Origin of the sequence: Pseudorhodobacter ferrugineus DSM 5888 (assembly GCF_000420745.1) — a bacterium.
Taxonomy (GTDB): domain Bacteria; phylum Pseudomonadota; class Alphaproteobacteria; order Rhodobacterales; family Rhodobacteraceae; genus Pseudorhodobacter; species Pseudorhodobacter ferrugineus.
In genome coordinates this window covers 45,746-61,465 of the sequence record NZ_ATVN01000002.1, presented here as the reverse complement: position 1 = coordinate 61,465, position 15,720 = coordinate 45,746, and the positions used below count along the sequence as shown (strand labels likewise).

The following is a 15,720-nucleotide window of genomic DNA, read 5'->3' as shown; positions in this document are numbered from 1 at the left end:
AGGAAAGCCCGCCCCATGCCCCCGCATCTCCGCACCGACCTGCCCAAAGGCGTCCGCGACATCATGCCCCTCGCGCTGGGTGCCGCTCTCTACGGCACGGCATTTGGCCTGCTCGCGGCCCAAGCTGGCATGTCCACCCTTCAAACCGGCGTTATGGGCGCCTTCGTCTTTTCCGGCTCGGCCCAATTCGTCGCGGTTGAACGGCTGGCGGCAGGCGCAGGGGCCATCACAGCCCTGATCGCAGGCATCGCCTTGAACCTGCGCATGCTGCTCATGACCGCCTCCTTGCGCGACGTGCTGGCAGACCGTCCCTTGTGGCAAAAGATCCTCGGGGTGCATATGACCACCGATGAAAGCTGGGCGCTGTTCCACGCCACCCGCGCCAAAGGCCAAACCACCAGCTATTGGTATCTTGTCGGCGCAGGGCTTGGCATGTGGCTCCTTTGGCTCGCCTCCACCCTCGCAGGCGTCAGCTTTGCCGCCTCTCTGCCCGAACCGCGCGCCTTGGGCATCGACTTTGCGTTCACCGCCGCCTTCATCGCCATCCTGCGCGGCATGTGGTCGGGCAACCGCGACCTCGCGCCTTGGGCCGTCAGCGCGGCCACCGTCGCTGGCCTGAACACCTTCACCCCGATGGAACCGTCATGGGCCCTTGTCATCGGCGGCATCTTGGGCGCGCTCACCGCCGCAATCGGGGGCAAACATGCCACCCTTTAACCTTGTCATCGCAGGCCTGATCGTGGCCAACCTCGTCATCCGCTTGGGTGGCTATTACCTCGGCGCGGCCTTGCCCCAATCCGGCCCTTGGGCGCGCGGCCTCAAGGCGCTGCCGGGCACGCTCATCACCGCTCTTGTCACATTGCAACTGATGCAAGGCGGTGCAAACGAATGGATCGCGGCCAGCGCCGCCTTCGCCACAGCAATTGCCACCCGCAGCCTGCCCCTCACCATGATCGCGGGCATCCTTGCGATCTATGCCTTGCGAAACTGGGCCTGAAACCGCCTCAACTCAACACATGCTTTAGAGGGGCCAAGGGCGCAGGAGCCGCCCGCCCCATCGCTTCACAGGCCGAAATCTCGATCACCCGGCACATCGCATCCAGCGGCAACCCGTTTTGCACATTGCGAAACGGGTGTTCCAGCTCATTCGTCACCGCTTGCAGCCCGAAAAACACATAGGCCACCACGGCCACAAACAGCGGCATCCCCCAGCCCGCATCCCCCATCAGGGCAAAGGGCAGCAACCAGCAATATAAATAGGTCGTGCGCCGCACCAACAAGGAATAGACAAAAGGTAATGGCGTGGTGGCGATCCTCTCGCACCCCGCCTGCGCCAACCCGAACGAGGCGAGAACCTGCGACACGGCCATCTGCCCAAAGCCTGAAACCGCGTCGCGATCCACCAGCCCGCGCAGCTGCTCCGCAATCGCGCGCAAGGCCGCATCCGCCGGGTTCTGATACTCCGTCAACGCGCCGTCACCGACCCACGGCTCCACATCCGCACGCGCATCCACCCCGCGCAGGAAACCACGATGCAAATGGGCAAATGCAACGGCATGCGACAGCATCTTGTCCCGCTCGGCCCCCGCGCCCACAAACACCTCGGTTTGCCGCGCCAAATTGCGCATATCGGCGATCATGCCCCCCCACAGCTTGCGCGCCTCCCACCAGCGGTCATAGGCGGCATTGTTGCGAAACCCCAAAAACAGTGACAGCGCCACGCCAAACACCCCCATCGCCGCCAAGGGCACACGCGGCAAGGGCAGGACAAAACGGTCCAACAGCAAAACACCCAAAGAAAAGGCGGTGATCCCCAGAATTTTGGAAATAATCTTGGGCACAATGGACCCCTGCATCACGAAAAACAGGTGCAAGGCTGACGGTTGGTCACGAAGGATCATGGGAATGCTCTGCCAAATAGGGGCCTGCCATCTGCTCGCCCCATCGCAGCGCAAAGTCAACCCAGCCCTTTTGGGGCGTGTCAGCCCTCAGCGGGCCTTGCCCAAAACCGCCCCATCCCAGACCATCAAGATAGTGTCCGATTTCCAAAGCAGCCCCGCACCGATCAACCCGCCAGCCTCAACCCCGCCCATGCGGGCAAAGGTCGCCCGCGCGCCCACGTCCTGCGCCACAACCGCAAGGCCAAGACGTGGCATCCCCGCCGCTGCCAACGCCGCAATCGCCGCCGCACCCCCATGCTCTGCCGCCCGAAACATCAAGACGACCCCCCCTTAATCTAGTCATAAATATCCACTCTGCCCCATCCCACAAGCGCGGACGGATAGTCGACGCACAAGCCGCGTCCGCATTAAAATTTGGTTAACAAAAAACGCAATATATAATAATATCAGATGGTTGTAAAAATGTCCGCGCGCGAACATCCCGTCATTTTCGCGGGCGTTCGCGCCCCTTGCCCAGCAACCGCCCCACCCAAAACGACGTGCGCGGCTCATAGGTATAGGCCGTCTTTTCCCCCGGGGCAGGCCGCGCGCCCATCCGGACAATTCCGAATAAAATCAGAAAAACATGGGCCAAAGCGATCATCAAAAACATGCCCGATGGCCCGTATCCTTCAATCACCAAAGACGCCAAAAACGGGCTCGCAATTGCCCCCACAGCGTATAAAAACATCAAAGCGGCAGACAATTCCACCCGCTCGGACGACACGGCAAAATCATGGGCATGGGCAGTGGAAACCGAATAGATCGGCATGGTCGCAAAGCCGAAAATCGCAGCCGAGGTAAACACCGCTACCGTGCCCGCCCCCGCCAGCAAAATCGTCACGCCGCAGGCCATGATCCCCGCCACCGACAACCCGATCAACACGCCCCTACGGTCATATTTATCCGCCAGCCACCCCACCGGATATTGCGACGCGGCCCCCCCCACCACAAAAGCCGCCAAAAACAGCGCGATCTGATCGGCCCGCAGCCCCACCTCGATCCCATACACCGGCCCCACCATCCGAAACGCAGCCCCCGACACCCCTGATACAATCACCCCCGCCGCCGCCAAAGGCGACCTTTCCCACGCAAGCCGTGGCCGCAAACGGGGCGTCAACGGGGTTTCCGGCGGCTCGGCCTTGGTCAGGGTCAGCGGAAACAGGGCCGCGCAGCACAGCAGGGCCAAAAGGTTGTAGGAAACATAATTGGCAGGCTCTAGCACCGCGATCATCAACTGCGCGCCCAAAGACCCACAGATATCCACGACCCGGTAGGTCCCCATCGCGCGGCCTCGGGTTTCGTTGGTGACCTTGGCCTGCAACCACGCCTCGATAATCGTATAGCACCCCGCAATACAAATCCCGCTCGCGACCCGCATCAAAGCCCAGGCATAAGGATTGATGACCAGCATATGCGCCAATATCCCGATCGTTCCCGCCGCAATCAGCGCCGCAAAGGCACGGGAATGCCCGACCTCGCCCATCAAACGCGGAGCCCACCAGCAGCCGATAAAGAACCCGACAAAATGGGCCGACCCCAGAATGCCGATTTGCGAGGTGGTGAAATTCAGCGCCGCCCCCGATATGGCATCCAACGGCGCCACCCCACCCGATCCCAGCTGCAACAGAACGACCGACAAAAACAGGGCTGCAAAGGAAATGAGAAGGCGCATAAATAAACGGCTTTCCGACGGGGTATATGCAACCACCTTCGGTCATTTTCATCAATCGCGTCCAGTGTGTTTCTTCGGTCAGCGGCATGACAGGCCTGTGACATGCAAAAAGGGCGGCACCCAGGATGCCGCCCCCAATATTTAGCAAGGCTTGACGCCAGCGGGATCAATCGTCGTTCAGGTTTTCTGGCAAAACCAAATTCAGCACGATCGCGATAAACGCCGCGGGCAACAGGCCCGAGGTCAGCAGGATTTGTGCCGTTTTGCCCACGTGCTGCAACGCCGAGGGTTCCAACTGCAAGCCAAGGCTGACCGACAGCGCGGTCGCAAATATGACCATGTTGCGGCGGTTCCATTTCACGTCCGACAGCATGTTGACGCCCGAAGCACAAACCATGCCGAACATCACAATCACACCGCCGCCCAGCACGTTGATCGGCACCGTGTTGATGACTGCGCCGATTTTTGGCACAAAACCACAAAGGATCAAAAAGATCGCCCCGATGGTCACGACATGGCGGCTCATCACACCTGTCATGGCAATCAGGCCGACGTTCTGGCTAAACGAGGTGTTCGGCAAGCCGCCAAACACGCCTGCAATGGCCGTACCCGCGCCGTCGGCAAAGGTCGCACCCGAGATTTCCTTGTCGGTTGCTTCACGTCCAGCACCGCCTTTGGTGATCCCCGACACGTCGCCTACGGTTTCGATGGCCGATACGATCGCCATAAAGCACATGCCGATAACGATTGCGGCGTTAAACTCGAACCCCCATTTGAACGGCATCGGCGCCGCGAAAACCGAGGCCCGTCCGACGTTTGCAAAGCTGACCTGGCCCATCAGATAGGCCACAATATAGCCCGCGATGATGCCGACAAGAACAGCGGCCACAGCCATGAACCCACGGGCAAAAAACTTGATGGCCAATGTCACGACGACCACGACCAATGCCGGTGTCCACATTGCAAGGCTGCCAAAATCAGGGGTGCCCATTTTTGGCACGCCACCTGCCGCGTATTGGATGCCGACCTTTACCAGCGCCAAACCGATCATCAAGACGATCAGACCTGTGACCAGCGGCGGCAGCGCATAGCGAATGCGGCCCACAACAAAGCCGAGACAGAAGTGAAAGACCCCGCCCAGCATCACGCCGGTCATAAGCCCTGCAAGACCGGCTGTGCCCAGCCCCGCCACGGCCGGAATCATGACCGGCACAAAGGCAAAGGATGTGCCCTGTACGATTGGCAGGCGTGCGCCCATAGGGCCCATGCCGATGGTTTGAAACAAGGTCGCGATGCCTGCAAACAGCATCGACATCTGGATCATGTAGTTCATATCAGGAAAGCCCAAAGCCCCCTGATCCGACCCAAAACCGATGCCTGCGGCACCGCAGACGATGATCGCAGGGGTCACGTTCGAGACGAACATCGCCAAGACATGCTGGATCCCGAGCGGGACCGCGTTGCCCAAAGGCGGCATATAATTTGGATCGCGCAACTGTTCTGGCGTTCCGAGGGTTGTATCGGCCATTTTACTGTCCTTCCGTGTTGGATTGATGGGAAAACACCGCTTCTTGCTGGCGGTTGCTTTGGTCTTCGTGCCGCACCTCCCATGGGGTGGTGAACATGAATTCTTCTAGGTTCGCCGAAGGACCGATCCGGTCCACTACGGCAAAAAGGCCGGGGGCGTGCAGCGGCGTCAAGACGCCATGCCATGTACCCCGGTGAAAGTTTATGCCCTGCCTGCCGTTTGTCAAAAATGCGCGGGGCTTTGCTTGACAATCGGGCGCCACGATAACAAGGAACGGGTGTTCCGACATCGGCAAGAAGGCTTGCGATCCTTCAGGGTGACGTTCGATCAGGCCCAGTGTGTAGGGCAAGCTGCGCGGCTGTGCCTGAAAGATGGAAATACCCGCGCGGGCCCCACCTGAAGCGGAGCCAAAATCAAGCTTGGCGCGGTCATGGAAGCGGCCGCACAGGCCTTGATTGATGATCTTATCCGACGCACCAACAGCCTCGATCACATCGCCGAAAGGAGTAAAGGCAGTAGCGGTGAGCGGTTCAGTGTAGAGGGTTCTTGTCATTCTGACCTTTGGGTTTTGGGGCAAGTGCTGGGGGTTTCACACCCCCGGACACCCGTGGAATATTTGTACAAAGATGAACGCAGTTAGCGCGGGTTCAGGGGGCCGCGCAGGTTCGCGTGGCGGTTCACGTCTTTGTAAAGCAGATAGCGGAACGGGCCGGGGCCAGCTGCGTAGCAGGCTTGCGGGCAAAAGGCGCGCAGCCACATGAAATCGCCTGCCTCGACCTCGACCCAGTCTTGGTTTAGCTTGTAGACGGCCTTGCCCTCTAGCACATAAAGCCCGTGTTCCATGACATGCGTTTCTTCAAACGGGATAACGCCGCCGGGCTGGAACGTGACGATCGTGACGTGCATATCGTGGGACAGGTCTGTGGTATCGACAAAACGGGTGGTGGCCCAAGCGCCGTTGGTATCGGGCATCGGCGTTGGTTTTACATCCTTGTCACTGGTCACAAACGCTTTGGGCGCGGGGATACCATGGGCGGGTTCATAGATCTTGCGGACCCAGTGGAAGCGGGCAGGCGTTTTATGCGCATTTTTCAGCTGCCAGGGGGTATGGGGCGGGATATAGGCGTAACCGCCGGGGCCAAGGTCGTGTTCGACACCATCGATGGACAGCCAGACCTCGCCTTCGGTGACAAATAGCACCGACTGGGCGCTTGGGTCGTTATCGGGCGCATTGGACCCACCTCCCGGGGCGACCTCCATCACGTATTGGCTGAAGGTTTCGGAAAAACCGGTCATGGGCCGCGCAATCAACCAAAGGCGGGTTTTATCCCAACCTGGCAGGAAGCTGGTGACGATATCGGAAAACACGCCCTTTGGGATGAAAGCATAGGCATCGGTAAACACCGCGCGGCCTGTCATCAACTGGGTTTGCGGCGGCAGGCCGCCTTTGGGGGCGTAGTAATTGGTCATGGCAGCATGTCCTTTAGGCGCAGTTCGGCGATACGTTCGACTTGGGCGCAGGCGGTGGCGAATTCAGTTTCCGTGTCATTGCCGATGCGGGTTTGAAAGGCGGCAAGAATGCTGTCGCGTGAGTTGTCCCGCACCGCGATGATGAAAGGAAAGCCGTGCTTGGCGACATAAGCCGTATTCAGCTGCTCAAACTGTGCGCGTTCGGTATCGGTTAACGCATCAAGGGCTGCGCTGGCTTGTTCGGCGGTGCTCTCGGCCGTTAACCGTTTGGCGGCGGCAAGTTTGCCTGCAAGATCGGGGTGGGCGGTCAGCACGCCCATCCGTTCTGTTTGATTGGCCGAGCGGAACATCCGGGTCAGAGCACTGTGCAGCCCTGTGGCGCTATCATGCGCGGGGCCGAGTTCCAGCGCATGGGCCCGCGACGCGATCCATGGAGAGTGTTCAAAAATAGAGCCGTAGCGCGCGACGAATGTGTCATGGTCCATCTGGCTGGGGCGCATCCGGCGCGTGTGCGGATGTTTGGCGGCCCAATGCGCGGCAATATCCATGCGGCGCGGGAACCAGACATCGGCGTGGCCTTGGGCATAGTCCAAAAACCGCATCAGGCCCGCGATTTTGCCGGGGCGACCAATCAGGCGGCAATGCAGACCGACGGAAAACATCTTGGCCGCACCCGCCTGCCCCTCGGCGTAAAGCACATCAAAGCTGTCTTTGAGGTATTGAAAGAATTGCTCGCCTTCGATGTAGCCCGGGGCCGTGGCGAAACGCATGTCGTTGGCTTCCAGCGTGTAGGGGATGATCAGTTGGTCGCGGGCGGCCACCTCAACCCAATAAGGCAAATCATCGTCATAAGTGTCGGAAATCCAGTCAAACCCGTCCTCTTCGGCCACCAGACGCACGGTGTTGCAAGAGCATCGGCCCGTGTACCATCCCCTCGGACGGCTGCCCACAACTTCGGTATGCAAACGCACAGCCTCGGCAATCGCGGCACGTTCCTCGTCTTCTGGCATGTCCTTGTGTTCGACCCATTTCAACCCGTGGCTGGCGATTTCCCAGCCTGCCGATTTCATCGCAGCGACCTGTTCGGGATTGCGGGCAAGGGCGGATGCCACGCCGTAAATCGTGACGGGGATGTCGCGGCTGGTGAACAAGCGGTGCAAGCGCCAAAAACCAGCCCGCGCGCCGTAGTCGTAAAGCGATTCCATGTTCCAATGGCGCTTGCCCGGCCAAGACGCGGCTCCTGCGATATCGGACAAGAACGCCTCGGACCCCGCATCGCCGTGCAAGACGTTGTTTTCGCCACCCTCCTCATAGTTCAGCACCAGAGAAATAGCGATTTTCGCGTTGTCCGGCCAAGCAGCATCGGGTGGATTTGCACCATAGCCAGTCATATCACGTGGGTATCGATTCACGAAAAGCCCCTTTTTTCGTCCATTTTTCCACCGATCAGTATTTGTTGTTTATTACGAAAAGTGGCCAAGTATTAACAAAAAAATCATGAATGACTTATCTTATAAGATGATGGTCGCGCAGGGCTGGGAAATCCGCAGCAGGGCCAACGATTTGGCGTTTCGGGTGGCGAAAATGTACAATTCAAAACAGCAAAAGCCATGACCAAAGCCAATAGGCGGACGGATCCGCCTACTTACACCTGCATGACACCTTGGCCAGCATCATCCGCGGCCGTTGGTGCCAACCATTTTCTTGTTCGCCGTATAATGGCTCCAAAGGTTAGAATCATTCCAAACCTTGACTTACAGCGCGCAACGGCGCATATCTGACTAGAACTGTCGGAGATAGAAAATGTTCATCCAGACCGAATCTACGCCAAACCCCGCCACGCTGAAGTTCCTGCCCGGGCAAACCGTGCTGGATATGGGCACCGCAGATTTCCCGTCGGCCACGGCGGCGGATAAATCACCACTGGCCAAGCGCATCTTTGCAGTGGGCGATGTGGCGGGTGTGTTTTTTGGCAATGATTTCGTTACCGTGACCAAGGTTGAGGGCGCGGAATGGGACCATATCAAACCCGCAATTCTGGGCGCGATTATGGAGCATTACCAGTCGGGCGCTGCGGTGATTGAGGGCGAGCAAGCGGCATCTGGCCATGCCGAACATACCGGCGAAGATGGTGACATTGTTGCCCAGATCAAAGAGTTGCTGGACACCCGCGTGCGCCCTGCCGTGGCCCAAGATGGAGGAGATATCACCTTTCACGGCTTTGATCGGGGTATCGTTTATCTGCATATGCAAGGTGCCTGTGCGGGGTGCCCATCGTCAACTCTGACGCTGAAGATGGGAATCGAAAACCTGCTGCGCCACTACATCCCCGAGGTGTTGGAGGTACGGCCCGTTGCCGCCTGATCTGCCCCTTTTGGCATTCGACACATCGGCCGCGCATTGCGCGGCCGCTTTGGTCTTGCGCGGGGTCATCCTTGCGCAAACCCGCGAAGATATGGCAAAAGGCCAATCCGAACGCCTGATGCCCATGATCGAAAGCATGCTAACGGGTGCGGGCCTCTGCTGGCGCGATCTGGGTGCCGTTGCTGTGGGTGTGGGCCCGGGCAACTTTACCGGTATCCGCATATCGGTGGCCGCCGCGCGTGGCTTGGCGCTGGGGCTGGGGGTGCCTGCTGTGGGGGTCACGGGGTTGGAGGTTTTGGCATTTGGCGCCACAGGCCGCAACCGTGTGGCGCTGCCCGCCCCGCGCGGAGCATTTTACCTACAGGATTTTGACGGCGAAAACGCCATTACCGAACCGTTTGACGCAACATTAGATAACCCGAACCTTTGGCCTGCCGACCCGTCAGTAGGCATGATCGGCGATTGGCCCGAAACTGCCAAGGTGCTGCGCCCCGACACCGATGCCCGCCTGCGCGCATTGGCCCATCTTGGTGTGAGGCATGTGGCGAATGGGGCCCACTTGCCCAAACCTTTTTATATGCGCGCCGCCGATGCGGCACCGCCCAGCGACCCGCCCCCCGTCATTCTGGACCTTTAGACATGACACCCGATGCCCTGTCAGCCTTGCATCACAGCGCCTTCACCACCCCGCGCCCGTGGTCTGCCGCCGAAGTTGCAGCCCTACTGTCAGGCACTGGCGTGTTTTGGCATGGCGATGCCAACGGCTTTGTGATGGGCCGTTCCGTCGCGGGCGAAGCCGAGATTTTGACACTTGCCGTCGCCCCGAACCAGCGGCGCAAAGGGCTTGCCCGTACCCTGATGCAGCAATTCGAAGCCCATGCGTGCGAAACGGGGGCAGACACCGCCTTTCTGGAAGTTGCCGAAAATAATGCAGCTGCCGCAGCGCTTTATCTTTCATTGGGTTATGCGCAGGTTGGACGCAGACGCGGGTACTTTGAGACGCCGCAAGGCCACCACATTGACGCATTGGTGATGAGCAAATTACTACATCCCGGGATTTGACATAACGATAGCCCGCCGCTTTCGTGCAAAACTTGACCAATTGGCCAGATCACCGGACGGGATTGTCGAAATACCTATTGACCCCTTGATCCAAACCCGCACTAAATTGGCAACGCCCCACCCCCCCCTGCCACAGGGGATTCTTGCGGTGGCAAAAATCCAAACGGGAGACGATAGTATGACCCTCATGAAACACCTCGCCGCTGCCACGGCGTCCCTTGCGCTAACCGCGGGCATGGCCGCAGCTGACCCTGCCTTGATCTTTGACCTTGGCGGCAAATTTGACAAATCATTCAACGAATCCGCCTATGAAGGCGCGCAGCGTTGGGCCAAAGAAACCGGCGGCTCTTACAAAGAGCTGGAAATCCAGTCCGAAGCACAGCGGGAACAGGCGATCCGCCGCCTTGCTGAAAGCGGCGCAAATCCGATTGTTGTGATGTCATTTTCCAACATTGAAACGCTGAACACCGTTGCGCCGGATTTCCCCGAGACGAAATTTGTCTTGATTGACGGTGTGGTCGAACAACCCAACGTCCGGTCCATCGTTTTTGCCGAACATGAAGGGTCGTACCTTGTCGGGATGCTGGCCGCGATGGCAAGCAAATCCGGCACTGCTGGGTTTATTGGCGGCATGGATATTCCGCTGATCCGCCAGTTTGGGTGCGGATACGCCCAAGGCGTGAAGGCAGTGAACCCTGATGCAACCGTATTGACCAACATGACCGGCAGCACAGGCGCTGCATGGAATGACCCTGTAAAAGGTGGTGAATTGGCAAAATCGCAAATCAGCCAAGGTGCAGATGTGATTTTCGCAGCCGCCGGCGGCACCGGACTTGGTGTATTGCAAGCAGCAGCCGATGCAGGAGTTTTGTCGATTGGCGTCGACAGCAACCAGAACTATCTGCACCCAGGCAAAGTTCTGACCTCCATGCTCAAGCGGGTCGACAATGCCGTGTATGAATCGTTCAAAGCGGGTGAGGCGTTGGAGCCGGGCATGATCAACATGAACCTTTCGTTGCAAGGTGTTGGCTATGCTTTGGATGACAACAACAAAGATCTGATCACCGACGAGATGAAGGCCAAGGTCGATGAGGCTGCAGCCAAGATTGCCTCGGGTGAGCTGAAGATCCATGATTACCATTCGGACAACACCTGCCCTGCGGTAACGTTCTAAGGATGGCCGCGATGCAAACTTCGGGGCGGCAGGCAACTGCCGCCCCCACCGCCGCACCGCTTGCGATCGAATTGCGTGGCATATCCAAGGCTTTCGGGCCGGTTCAGGCCAACAAGGATATATCTATCGAGGTTGCCAAAGGGTCGATCCACGGCATCATTGGCGAAAACGGTGCAGGGAAATCGACTTTGATGTCGATCCTGTACGGATTCTACAAAGCGGACGCAGGCGAGATTTATATTAGCGGCAATCTGACCCCGATCCCCGACAGCCAAAGCGCCATTCGCGCAGGCATCGGCATGGTGTTTCAGCATTTCAAACTCGTGCAAAACTTTACCGTGCTGGAAAACGTGATCCTTGGGGCCGAAGGGGGCGCCATGTTGCGCGGTGCTATGGCCAAAGCGCGTGAAACGCTGACCAATCTGGCGCGGGAATATGAGCTGGACATAGACCCGGACGCGGTGGTCGAGGATCTGTCAGTGGGCCACCAACAGCGCTTGGAAATCCTGAAAGCGTTGTACCGTCAGGCCGATATTCTGATTCTGGACGAACCGACAGGCGTGCTGACCCCAGCCGAAGCTGACCAACTGTTCCGCATTTTGAATGGTTTAAAAGATCAGGGCAAGACTGTGATCCTGATCACCCACAAACTGCGCGAGATCATGGAGATTACCGACACTGTGTCCGTGATGCGGCGCGGGCAAATGACAGCCACCATCAAAACAGCCGATACCAGCCCCGAGGAATTGGCCGAGCTGATGGTGGGCCGCAAGGTGCTGCTGTCGGTCGACAAACGCCCCGCCACACCGGGCGATATGGTACTCGAGGTAGAAAACCTGCGCGTGCGTGATGAGGCAGGGGTTGAGCGCCTAAAAGGCGTGTCCCTGACCATCCGCGCAGGCGAAATTCTGGGCATTGCAGGCGTTGCAGGCAATGGCCAATCCGAACTGCTGGAGGTGTTGGGCGGCATTGCGCGCGGCACCGGCACCGTGCGGCTGAACGGGCAGGAAATTGCGCTGACTGCCGCAGCCGATGGCCAAACCCGCCGTGCGCGCGGCATCGCACATGTGCCCGAAGACCGCCAGCATCTGGGCCTGATCATGGATTTCACCGCGTGGGAAAACGTGGCCTTTGGCTATCACCACGCGCCCGAATACCAAAAATCGGCCCTTTTTATGGATAATGACGCGATCCGCGCCGACGCCGCGTCCAAGATGGAACGCTATGACGTGCGACCCCCGATCCCCACACTAGCCGCCAAGAACTTTTCCGGCGGCAACCAGCAAAAGATCGTTGTCGCCCGCGAAATGGACCGCAACCCTAACCTGTTGCTTGTGGGACAGCCCACCCGTGGCGTCGACATTGGCGCGATCGAATTTATCCATAAGCAAATCATCGCCCTGCGCGATGCGGGCAAGGCCGTTCTGCTTGTGTCCGTAGAACTGGACGAGATTATGAGCCTTTCCGACCGCATTGCCGTGATGTTTGACGGCGAGATCATGGGCGAACGCGACCCCGCGACCACGGATGAACGCGAACTTGGCCTGCTGATGGCAGGGGTGGTAAAATGACCGCAATGCCAAAATGGGCCGATGCGGTGCTGGTGCCGTTGATCAGCCTGCTGATTGCCTTTGTTATCTCGGGTTTGGTTATTTTGGCGATTGGCGAAGATCCGATTGCCGCCATGAAACTGATGATCACCGGTGCACTTGGGTCGACCTATGGTTGGGGGTATACGCTGTATTATTCCACCAATTTCATCTTTACCGGCCTTGCCGTATCGGTCGCCTTTCAGGCGGGACTGTTCAACATCGGCAGCGAGGGGCAAGCTAGTCTTGGCGGTCTTGGCGTGGCACTGGCATGTCTGTTTGTGCCGTGGCCGCATTGGTCACTGGCGCTGATCGGAGCGGCCACAATGGCGGCGCTGTTTGGTGCGGCTTGGGCGGCGATACCAGCTTATTTGCAGGCCAAGCGCGGCAGCCATGTGGTTATTACCACCATCATGTTCAACTATATCGCCGCCGCCTTGATGATCTATGTGTTGGTCACGTTGCTGCGGCCCACAGGCTCTATGGACACCGCCTCTGCCCGCTTTGACCCCGCGCTGAAACTGCCGCGTTTGGGTGATATTTTAGGGCTGGTTGGGATCCCGTTCAACAACCGCAACCCCGCCAATATCAGCCTGCTGATTGCACTTGCGTCCTGCGTGGGCGTGTGGCTTTTGATGGGACGCACCCGGCTTGGGTACCAGCTGCGCGCCTTTGGCAAATCAGAAAAGGCCAGTGTTTACGCCGGCATCAACCCGGTGCGCATAACCATGTATGCCATGCTGATTTCTGGCGGATTGTCAGGAATGATGGCAATCAACACGGTGATGGGAGAGGCGAACAGGCTTTTGCTCAATTCGGTCGAAGGGGCGGGGTTTATCGGCATTGCAGTTGCCTTGATGGGGCGCAGCCATCCGGTGGGTGTGCTTTTGGCGGCTATCCTATTCGGATTCTTGTATCAAGGCGGCGCCGAATTGGCGCTGTGGACGACGATCCCGCGTGAGTTGATCATCGTCATTCAGGCGTTGGTTATTCTGTTCACGGGTGCGATGGACAATATGGTCCGCAAGCCGGTTGAGAGCCTGTTTTTGCTGCTGCGAAAGGGGAAAGCGTGATGGATTTCGCCACCCTTATCCAAATTCTCGACAGCACCGTCCGCCTTGCAACCCCTTTGCTGTTCGCCTGTCTTGCGGGCCTGTTTTCTGAACGCGCCGGCGTGTTCGACATCGGGCTAGAGGGTAAGATGCTGGCCGCTGCCTTCCTGTCGGCTGCGGTTGCAGCCCTGACTGGATCGGTTTGGCTGGGCGTACTGGCGGGAATATTCGCATCCTTGCTGCTGTCAGGCATTCATGGCCTTGCCGCGATCACGTTTCGCGGCAACCAGCTTATTTCCGGCGTGGCGATCAACTTTTTGGCCTCGGGGTTAACCGTGCTACTTGGACAAAAATGGTTCGGGCTTGGCGGGCGCACCCCATCGTTAACGGATGGCGGGCGGTTTGAGCCAATCACCCTGCCCTTTGCCGATGCCATTGCGCCCTTGCCCATCATCGGCCCCATCTATGCCGAACTGATTTCCGGCCACTCTATCCTTGTTTATCTCGCCATCGCTTGCGTTCCGGCCTCGGCTTGGGTGCTGTACCGCACACGCTTTGGACTGCGCCTGCGGGCTGTGGGCGAAAATCCGGCTGCTGTGGATACGGCTGGCGTTTCGGTGACCGGCATCCGCTATGCTGCGGTTGCGATTTGCGGCGTGCTGTGCGGGCTGGCGGGGGCTTATTTGGCGCTTGGCCTTGCCGCAGGGTTTGGCAAGGAAATGACGGCGGGGCGCGGGTTTATCGCCCTTGCCGCCCTGATCTTTGCCAAGTGGCGGCCGTGGTACGCCCTCGGGGCCACCATGCTGTTCGGGTTCCTAGAAGCTGTCGGCAACCGCTTTCCCAGCATCGACCTTGGCCTGTTCGCCATTCCATCGCAGTTTGTGCAAGCCTTGCCCTATATCATCACCGTCGTGATCCTCGCGGGTTTTATCGGCAAAGCCAGACCACCGCGCGCCGGAGGGGAACCCTATGTCAAAGAGCGTTGATGACCTTGCATCCCTGATCCGCGCGCGCGCAGGCGATGCACCCGTGCAACTTGGGTTGATCCTTGGGTCAGGCCTTGGGCATTTGGCCGGTGCCGTAACAGGCACGCCCATTCCATACAGCGACCTGCCCGGTTTTCCGCATGCGGGCGTTTCGGGGCATAACCCCAACCTTGTGATCGGCGATCTTGAAGGTGTGCGCGTTGCGGTGTTTGGCGGTCGCGCGCATTACTATGAAAAAGGCGACCCAGCGGCGATGCGCCTGCCGCTAGAGGTGCTGCGCGCTTTGGGGGCAAAGGCCGTGATTGCGACCAATGCAGCAGGGTCCATGCGCCCCGACATCCAACCCGGCGATTTGATGCTGCTGTCAGATCACATCAACTTTTCCGGCCTGAACCCGTTGATAGGCGAGGCAACAGACGCCCGCTTTGTGCCGATGAAAGACGCGCATGACCCTGCTTTGCGGGCCGCGTTGAAAGACGCAGCAAAGGCCGAAGGCATCGCCTTGCCCGAAGGCGTTTATGCGTGGTACTCTGGTCCCAGTTTCGAGACTCCCGCCGAAATTCGAGCAATCAAAATTCTGGGCGGCGATGCCGTTGGGATGAGCACGGTGCCCGAAGTGATCCTCGCGCGGTTCTTGGGGCTAAAGGTGGCCGCGATTTCCACCGTTACGAACATGGCGGCGGGGCTTTCGGATGAGAACATCAGCCATGAACACACCAAGGCGATGGCACCTTTGGGTGCTGCCAAGCTGGAAAAAATTCTGCGCCGCATGTTGCGCGACATGACCTACAGCGGCTTCAGCTAAGACCAGTTTCGCAGGGTTTTTAGCGCCAATTGTGCGGCTTTGTGCATTGCCCCCCCCAACAGGGTTTGACATAGC

At 58.9% G+C, this 15,720-nt stretch carries 17 protein-coding genes; 10 read left to right on the top strand and 7 right to left on the bottom strand.

Features of this window, described 5'->3' with window-relative positions:
- Positions 1 to 15 precede the first annotated feature (15 nt).
- Together G560_RS18260 and G560_RS0102005 are read left to right on the top strand one after the other, a co-directional pair.
- The gene (locus tag G560_RS18260) at positions 16 to 717 is read left to right on the top strand and encodes an AzlC family ABC transporter permease (RefSeq protein WP_022702644.1); all 702 of its coding nucleotides are present in this window, start codon (positions 16 to 18) and stop codon (positions 715 to 717) included.
- Positions 704 to 997, top strand: a complete 294-nt coding sequence (locus tag G560_RS0102005) for an AzlD family protein (RefSeq protein WP_022702643.1) — start codon at positions 704 to 706, stop codon at positions 995 to 997. The genes G560_RS18260 and G560_RS0102005 overlap by 14 nt, the downstream gene beginning before the upstream one ends.
- Before the next feature lie 7 nt (positions 998 to 1,004).
- On the opposite strand, the gene G560_RS0102000 is transcribed toward G560_RS0102005, so the two are convergent.
- The 7 genes from G560_RS0102000 to puuE all read right to left on the bottom strand — a co-directional run bounded on the left by G560_RS0102000 (position 1,005) and on the right by puuE (position 8,025).
- Positions 1,005 to 1,901 carry a bestrophin family protein gene (locus G560_RS0102000; RefSeq protein WP_022702642.1) on the bottom strand — a complete coding sequence of 299 codons (897 nt, stop codon included), beginning with the start codon at positions 1,899 to 1,901 and terminating at the stop codon, positions 1,005 to 1,007.
- An 87-nt stretch (positions 1,902 to 1,988) separates the two neighbouring features.
- The gene (locus G560_RS0101995; RefSeq protein ID WP_155947103.1) at positions 1,989 to 2,219 is read right to left on the bottom strand and encodes a hypothetical protein; all 231 of its coding nucleotides are present in this window, start codon (positions 2,217 to 2,219) and stop codon (positions 1,989 to 1,991) included.
- Between the two features lie 166 nt (positions 2,220 to 2,385).
- Positions 2,386 to 3,615, bottom strand: coding sequence for an MFS transporter (locus G560_RS0101990; RefSeq protein ID WP_022702640.1), 1,230 nt, complete (start codon positions 3,613 to 3,615; stop codon positions 2,386 to 2,388).
- A gap of 166 nt (positions 3,616 to 3,781) precedes the next feature.
- Positions 3,782 to 5,143 carry a uracil-xanthine permease family protein gene (locus G560_RS18255; RefSeq protein WP_022702639.1) on the bottom strand — a complete coding sequence of 454 codons (1,362 nt, stop codon included), beginning with the start codon at positions 5,141 to 5,143 and terminating at the stop codon, positions 3,782 to 3,784.
- A gap of 1 nt (position 5,144) precedes the next feature.
- Positions 5,145 to 5,696: an ureidoglycolate lyase gene (locus tag G560_RS18250; RefSeq protein ID WP_022702638.1), complete on the bottom strand. Its 552-nt coding sequence runs from the start codon at positions 5,694 to 5,696 to the stop codon at positions 5,145 to 5,147.
- Positions 5,697 to 5,779: 83 nt separating this feature from the next.
- The gene (locus G560_RS0101975) at positions 5,780 to 6,613 is read right to left on the bottom strand and encodes a bifunctional allantoicase/(S)-ureidoglycine aminohydrolase (protein ID WP_022702637.1); all 834 of its coding nucleotides are present in this window, start codon (positions 6,611 to 6,613) and stop codon (positions 5,780 to 5,782) included.
- Positions 6,610 to 8,025, bottom strand: a complete 1,416-nt coding sequence (puuE, locus tag G560_RS0101970) for an allantoinase PuuE (RefSeq protein ID WP_022702636.1) — start codon at positions 8,023 to 8,025, stop codon at positions 6,610 to 6,612. Before puuE ends, G560_RS0101975 begins: the two co-directional genes overlap by 4 nt.
- A 391-nt stretch (positions 8,026 to 8,416) precedes the next feature.
- Here puuE and G560_RS0101960 point away from each other — a divergent pair, with 391 nt between their 5' ends.
- From G560_RS0101960 to G560_RS0101925, 8 genes are all read left to right on the top strand, one after another.
- Positions 8,417 to 8,977, top strand: coding sequence for a NifU family protein (locus tag G560_RS0101960; RefSeq protein WP_022702634.1), 561 nt, complete (start codon positions 8,417 to 8,419; stop codon positions 8,975 to 8,977).
- A complete protein-coding gene (gene tsaB / locus G560_RS0101955; protein WP_022702633.1) occupies positions 8,967 to 9,614 on the top strand; it encodes a tRNA (adenosine(37)-N6)-threonylcarbamoyltransferase complex dimerization subunit type 1 TsaB in 648 nt (215 codons plus the stop codon). Before G560_RS0101960 ends, tsaB begins: the two co-directional genes overlap by 11 nt.
- 2 nt (positions 9,615 to 9,616) lie before the next feature.
- Positions 9,617 to 10,039, top strand: coding sequence for a GNAT family N-acetyltransferase (locus tag G560_RS0101950; RefSeq protein ID WP_022702632.1), 423 nt, complete (start codon positions 9,617 to 9,619; stop codon positions 10,037 to 10,039).
- A 178-nt stretch (positions 10,040 to 10,217) separates the two neighbouring features.
- Positions 10,218 to 11,213, top strand: a complete 996-nt coding sequence (locus G560_RS0101945; protein ID WP_028913613.1) for a BMP family lipoprotein — start codon at positions 10,218 to 10,220, stop codon at positions 11,211 to 11,213.
- A 2-nt stretch (positions 11,214 to 11,215) separates the two neighbouring features.
- Positions 11,216 to 12,784: an ABC transporter ATP-binding protein gene (locus G560_RS0101940; protein ID WP_022702630.1), complete on the top strand. Its 1,569-nt coding sequence runs from the start codon at positions 11,216 to 11,218 to the stop codon at positions 12,782 to 12,784.
- On the top strand, positions 12,781 to 13,875 hold the full coding sequence (locus G560_RS0101935; RefSeq protein WP_022702629.1) for an ABC transporter permease: 1,095 nt from the start codon (positions 12,781 to 12,783) through the stop codon (positions 13,873 to 13,875). Before G560_RS0101940 ends, G560_RS0101935 begins: the two co-directional genes overlap by 4 nt.
- Positions 13,875 to 14,840: an ABC transporter permease gene (locus G560_RS0101930; protein ID WP_022702628.1), complete on the top strand. Its 966-nt coding sequence runs from the start codon at positions 13,875 to 13,877 to the stop codon at positions 14,838 to 14,840. The genes G560_RS0101935 and G560_RS0101930 overlap by 1 nt, the downstream gene beginning before the upstream one ends.
- Positions 14,824 to 15,645, top strand: coding sequence for a purine-nucleoside phosphorylase (locus G560_RS0101925; RefSeq protein ID WP_022702627.1), 822 nt, complete (start codon positions 14,824 to 14,826; stop codon positions 15,643 to 15,645). Before G560_RS0101930 ends, G560_RS0101925 begins: the two co-directional genes overlap by 17 nt.
- Positions 15,646 to 15,720: the final 75 nt, after the last annotated feature.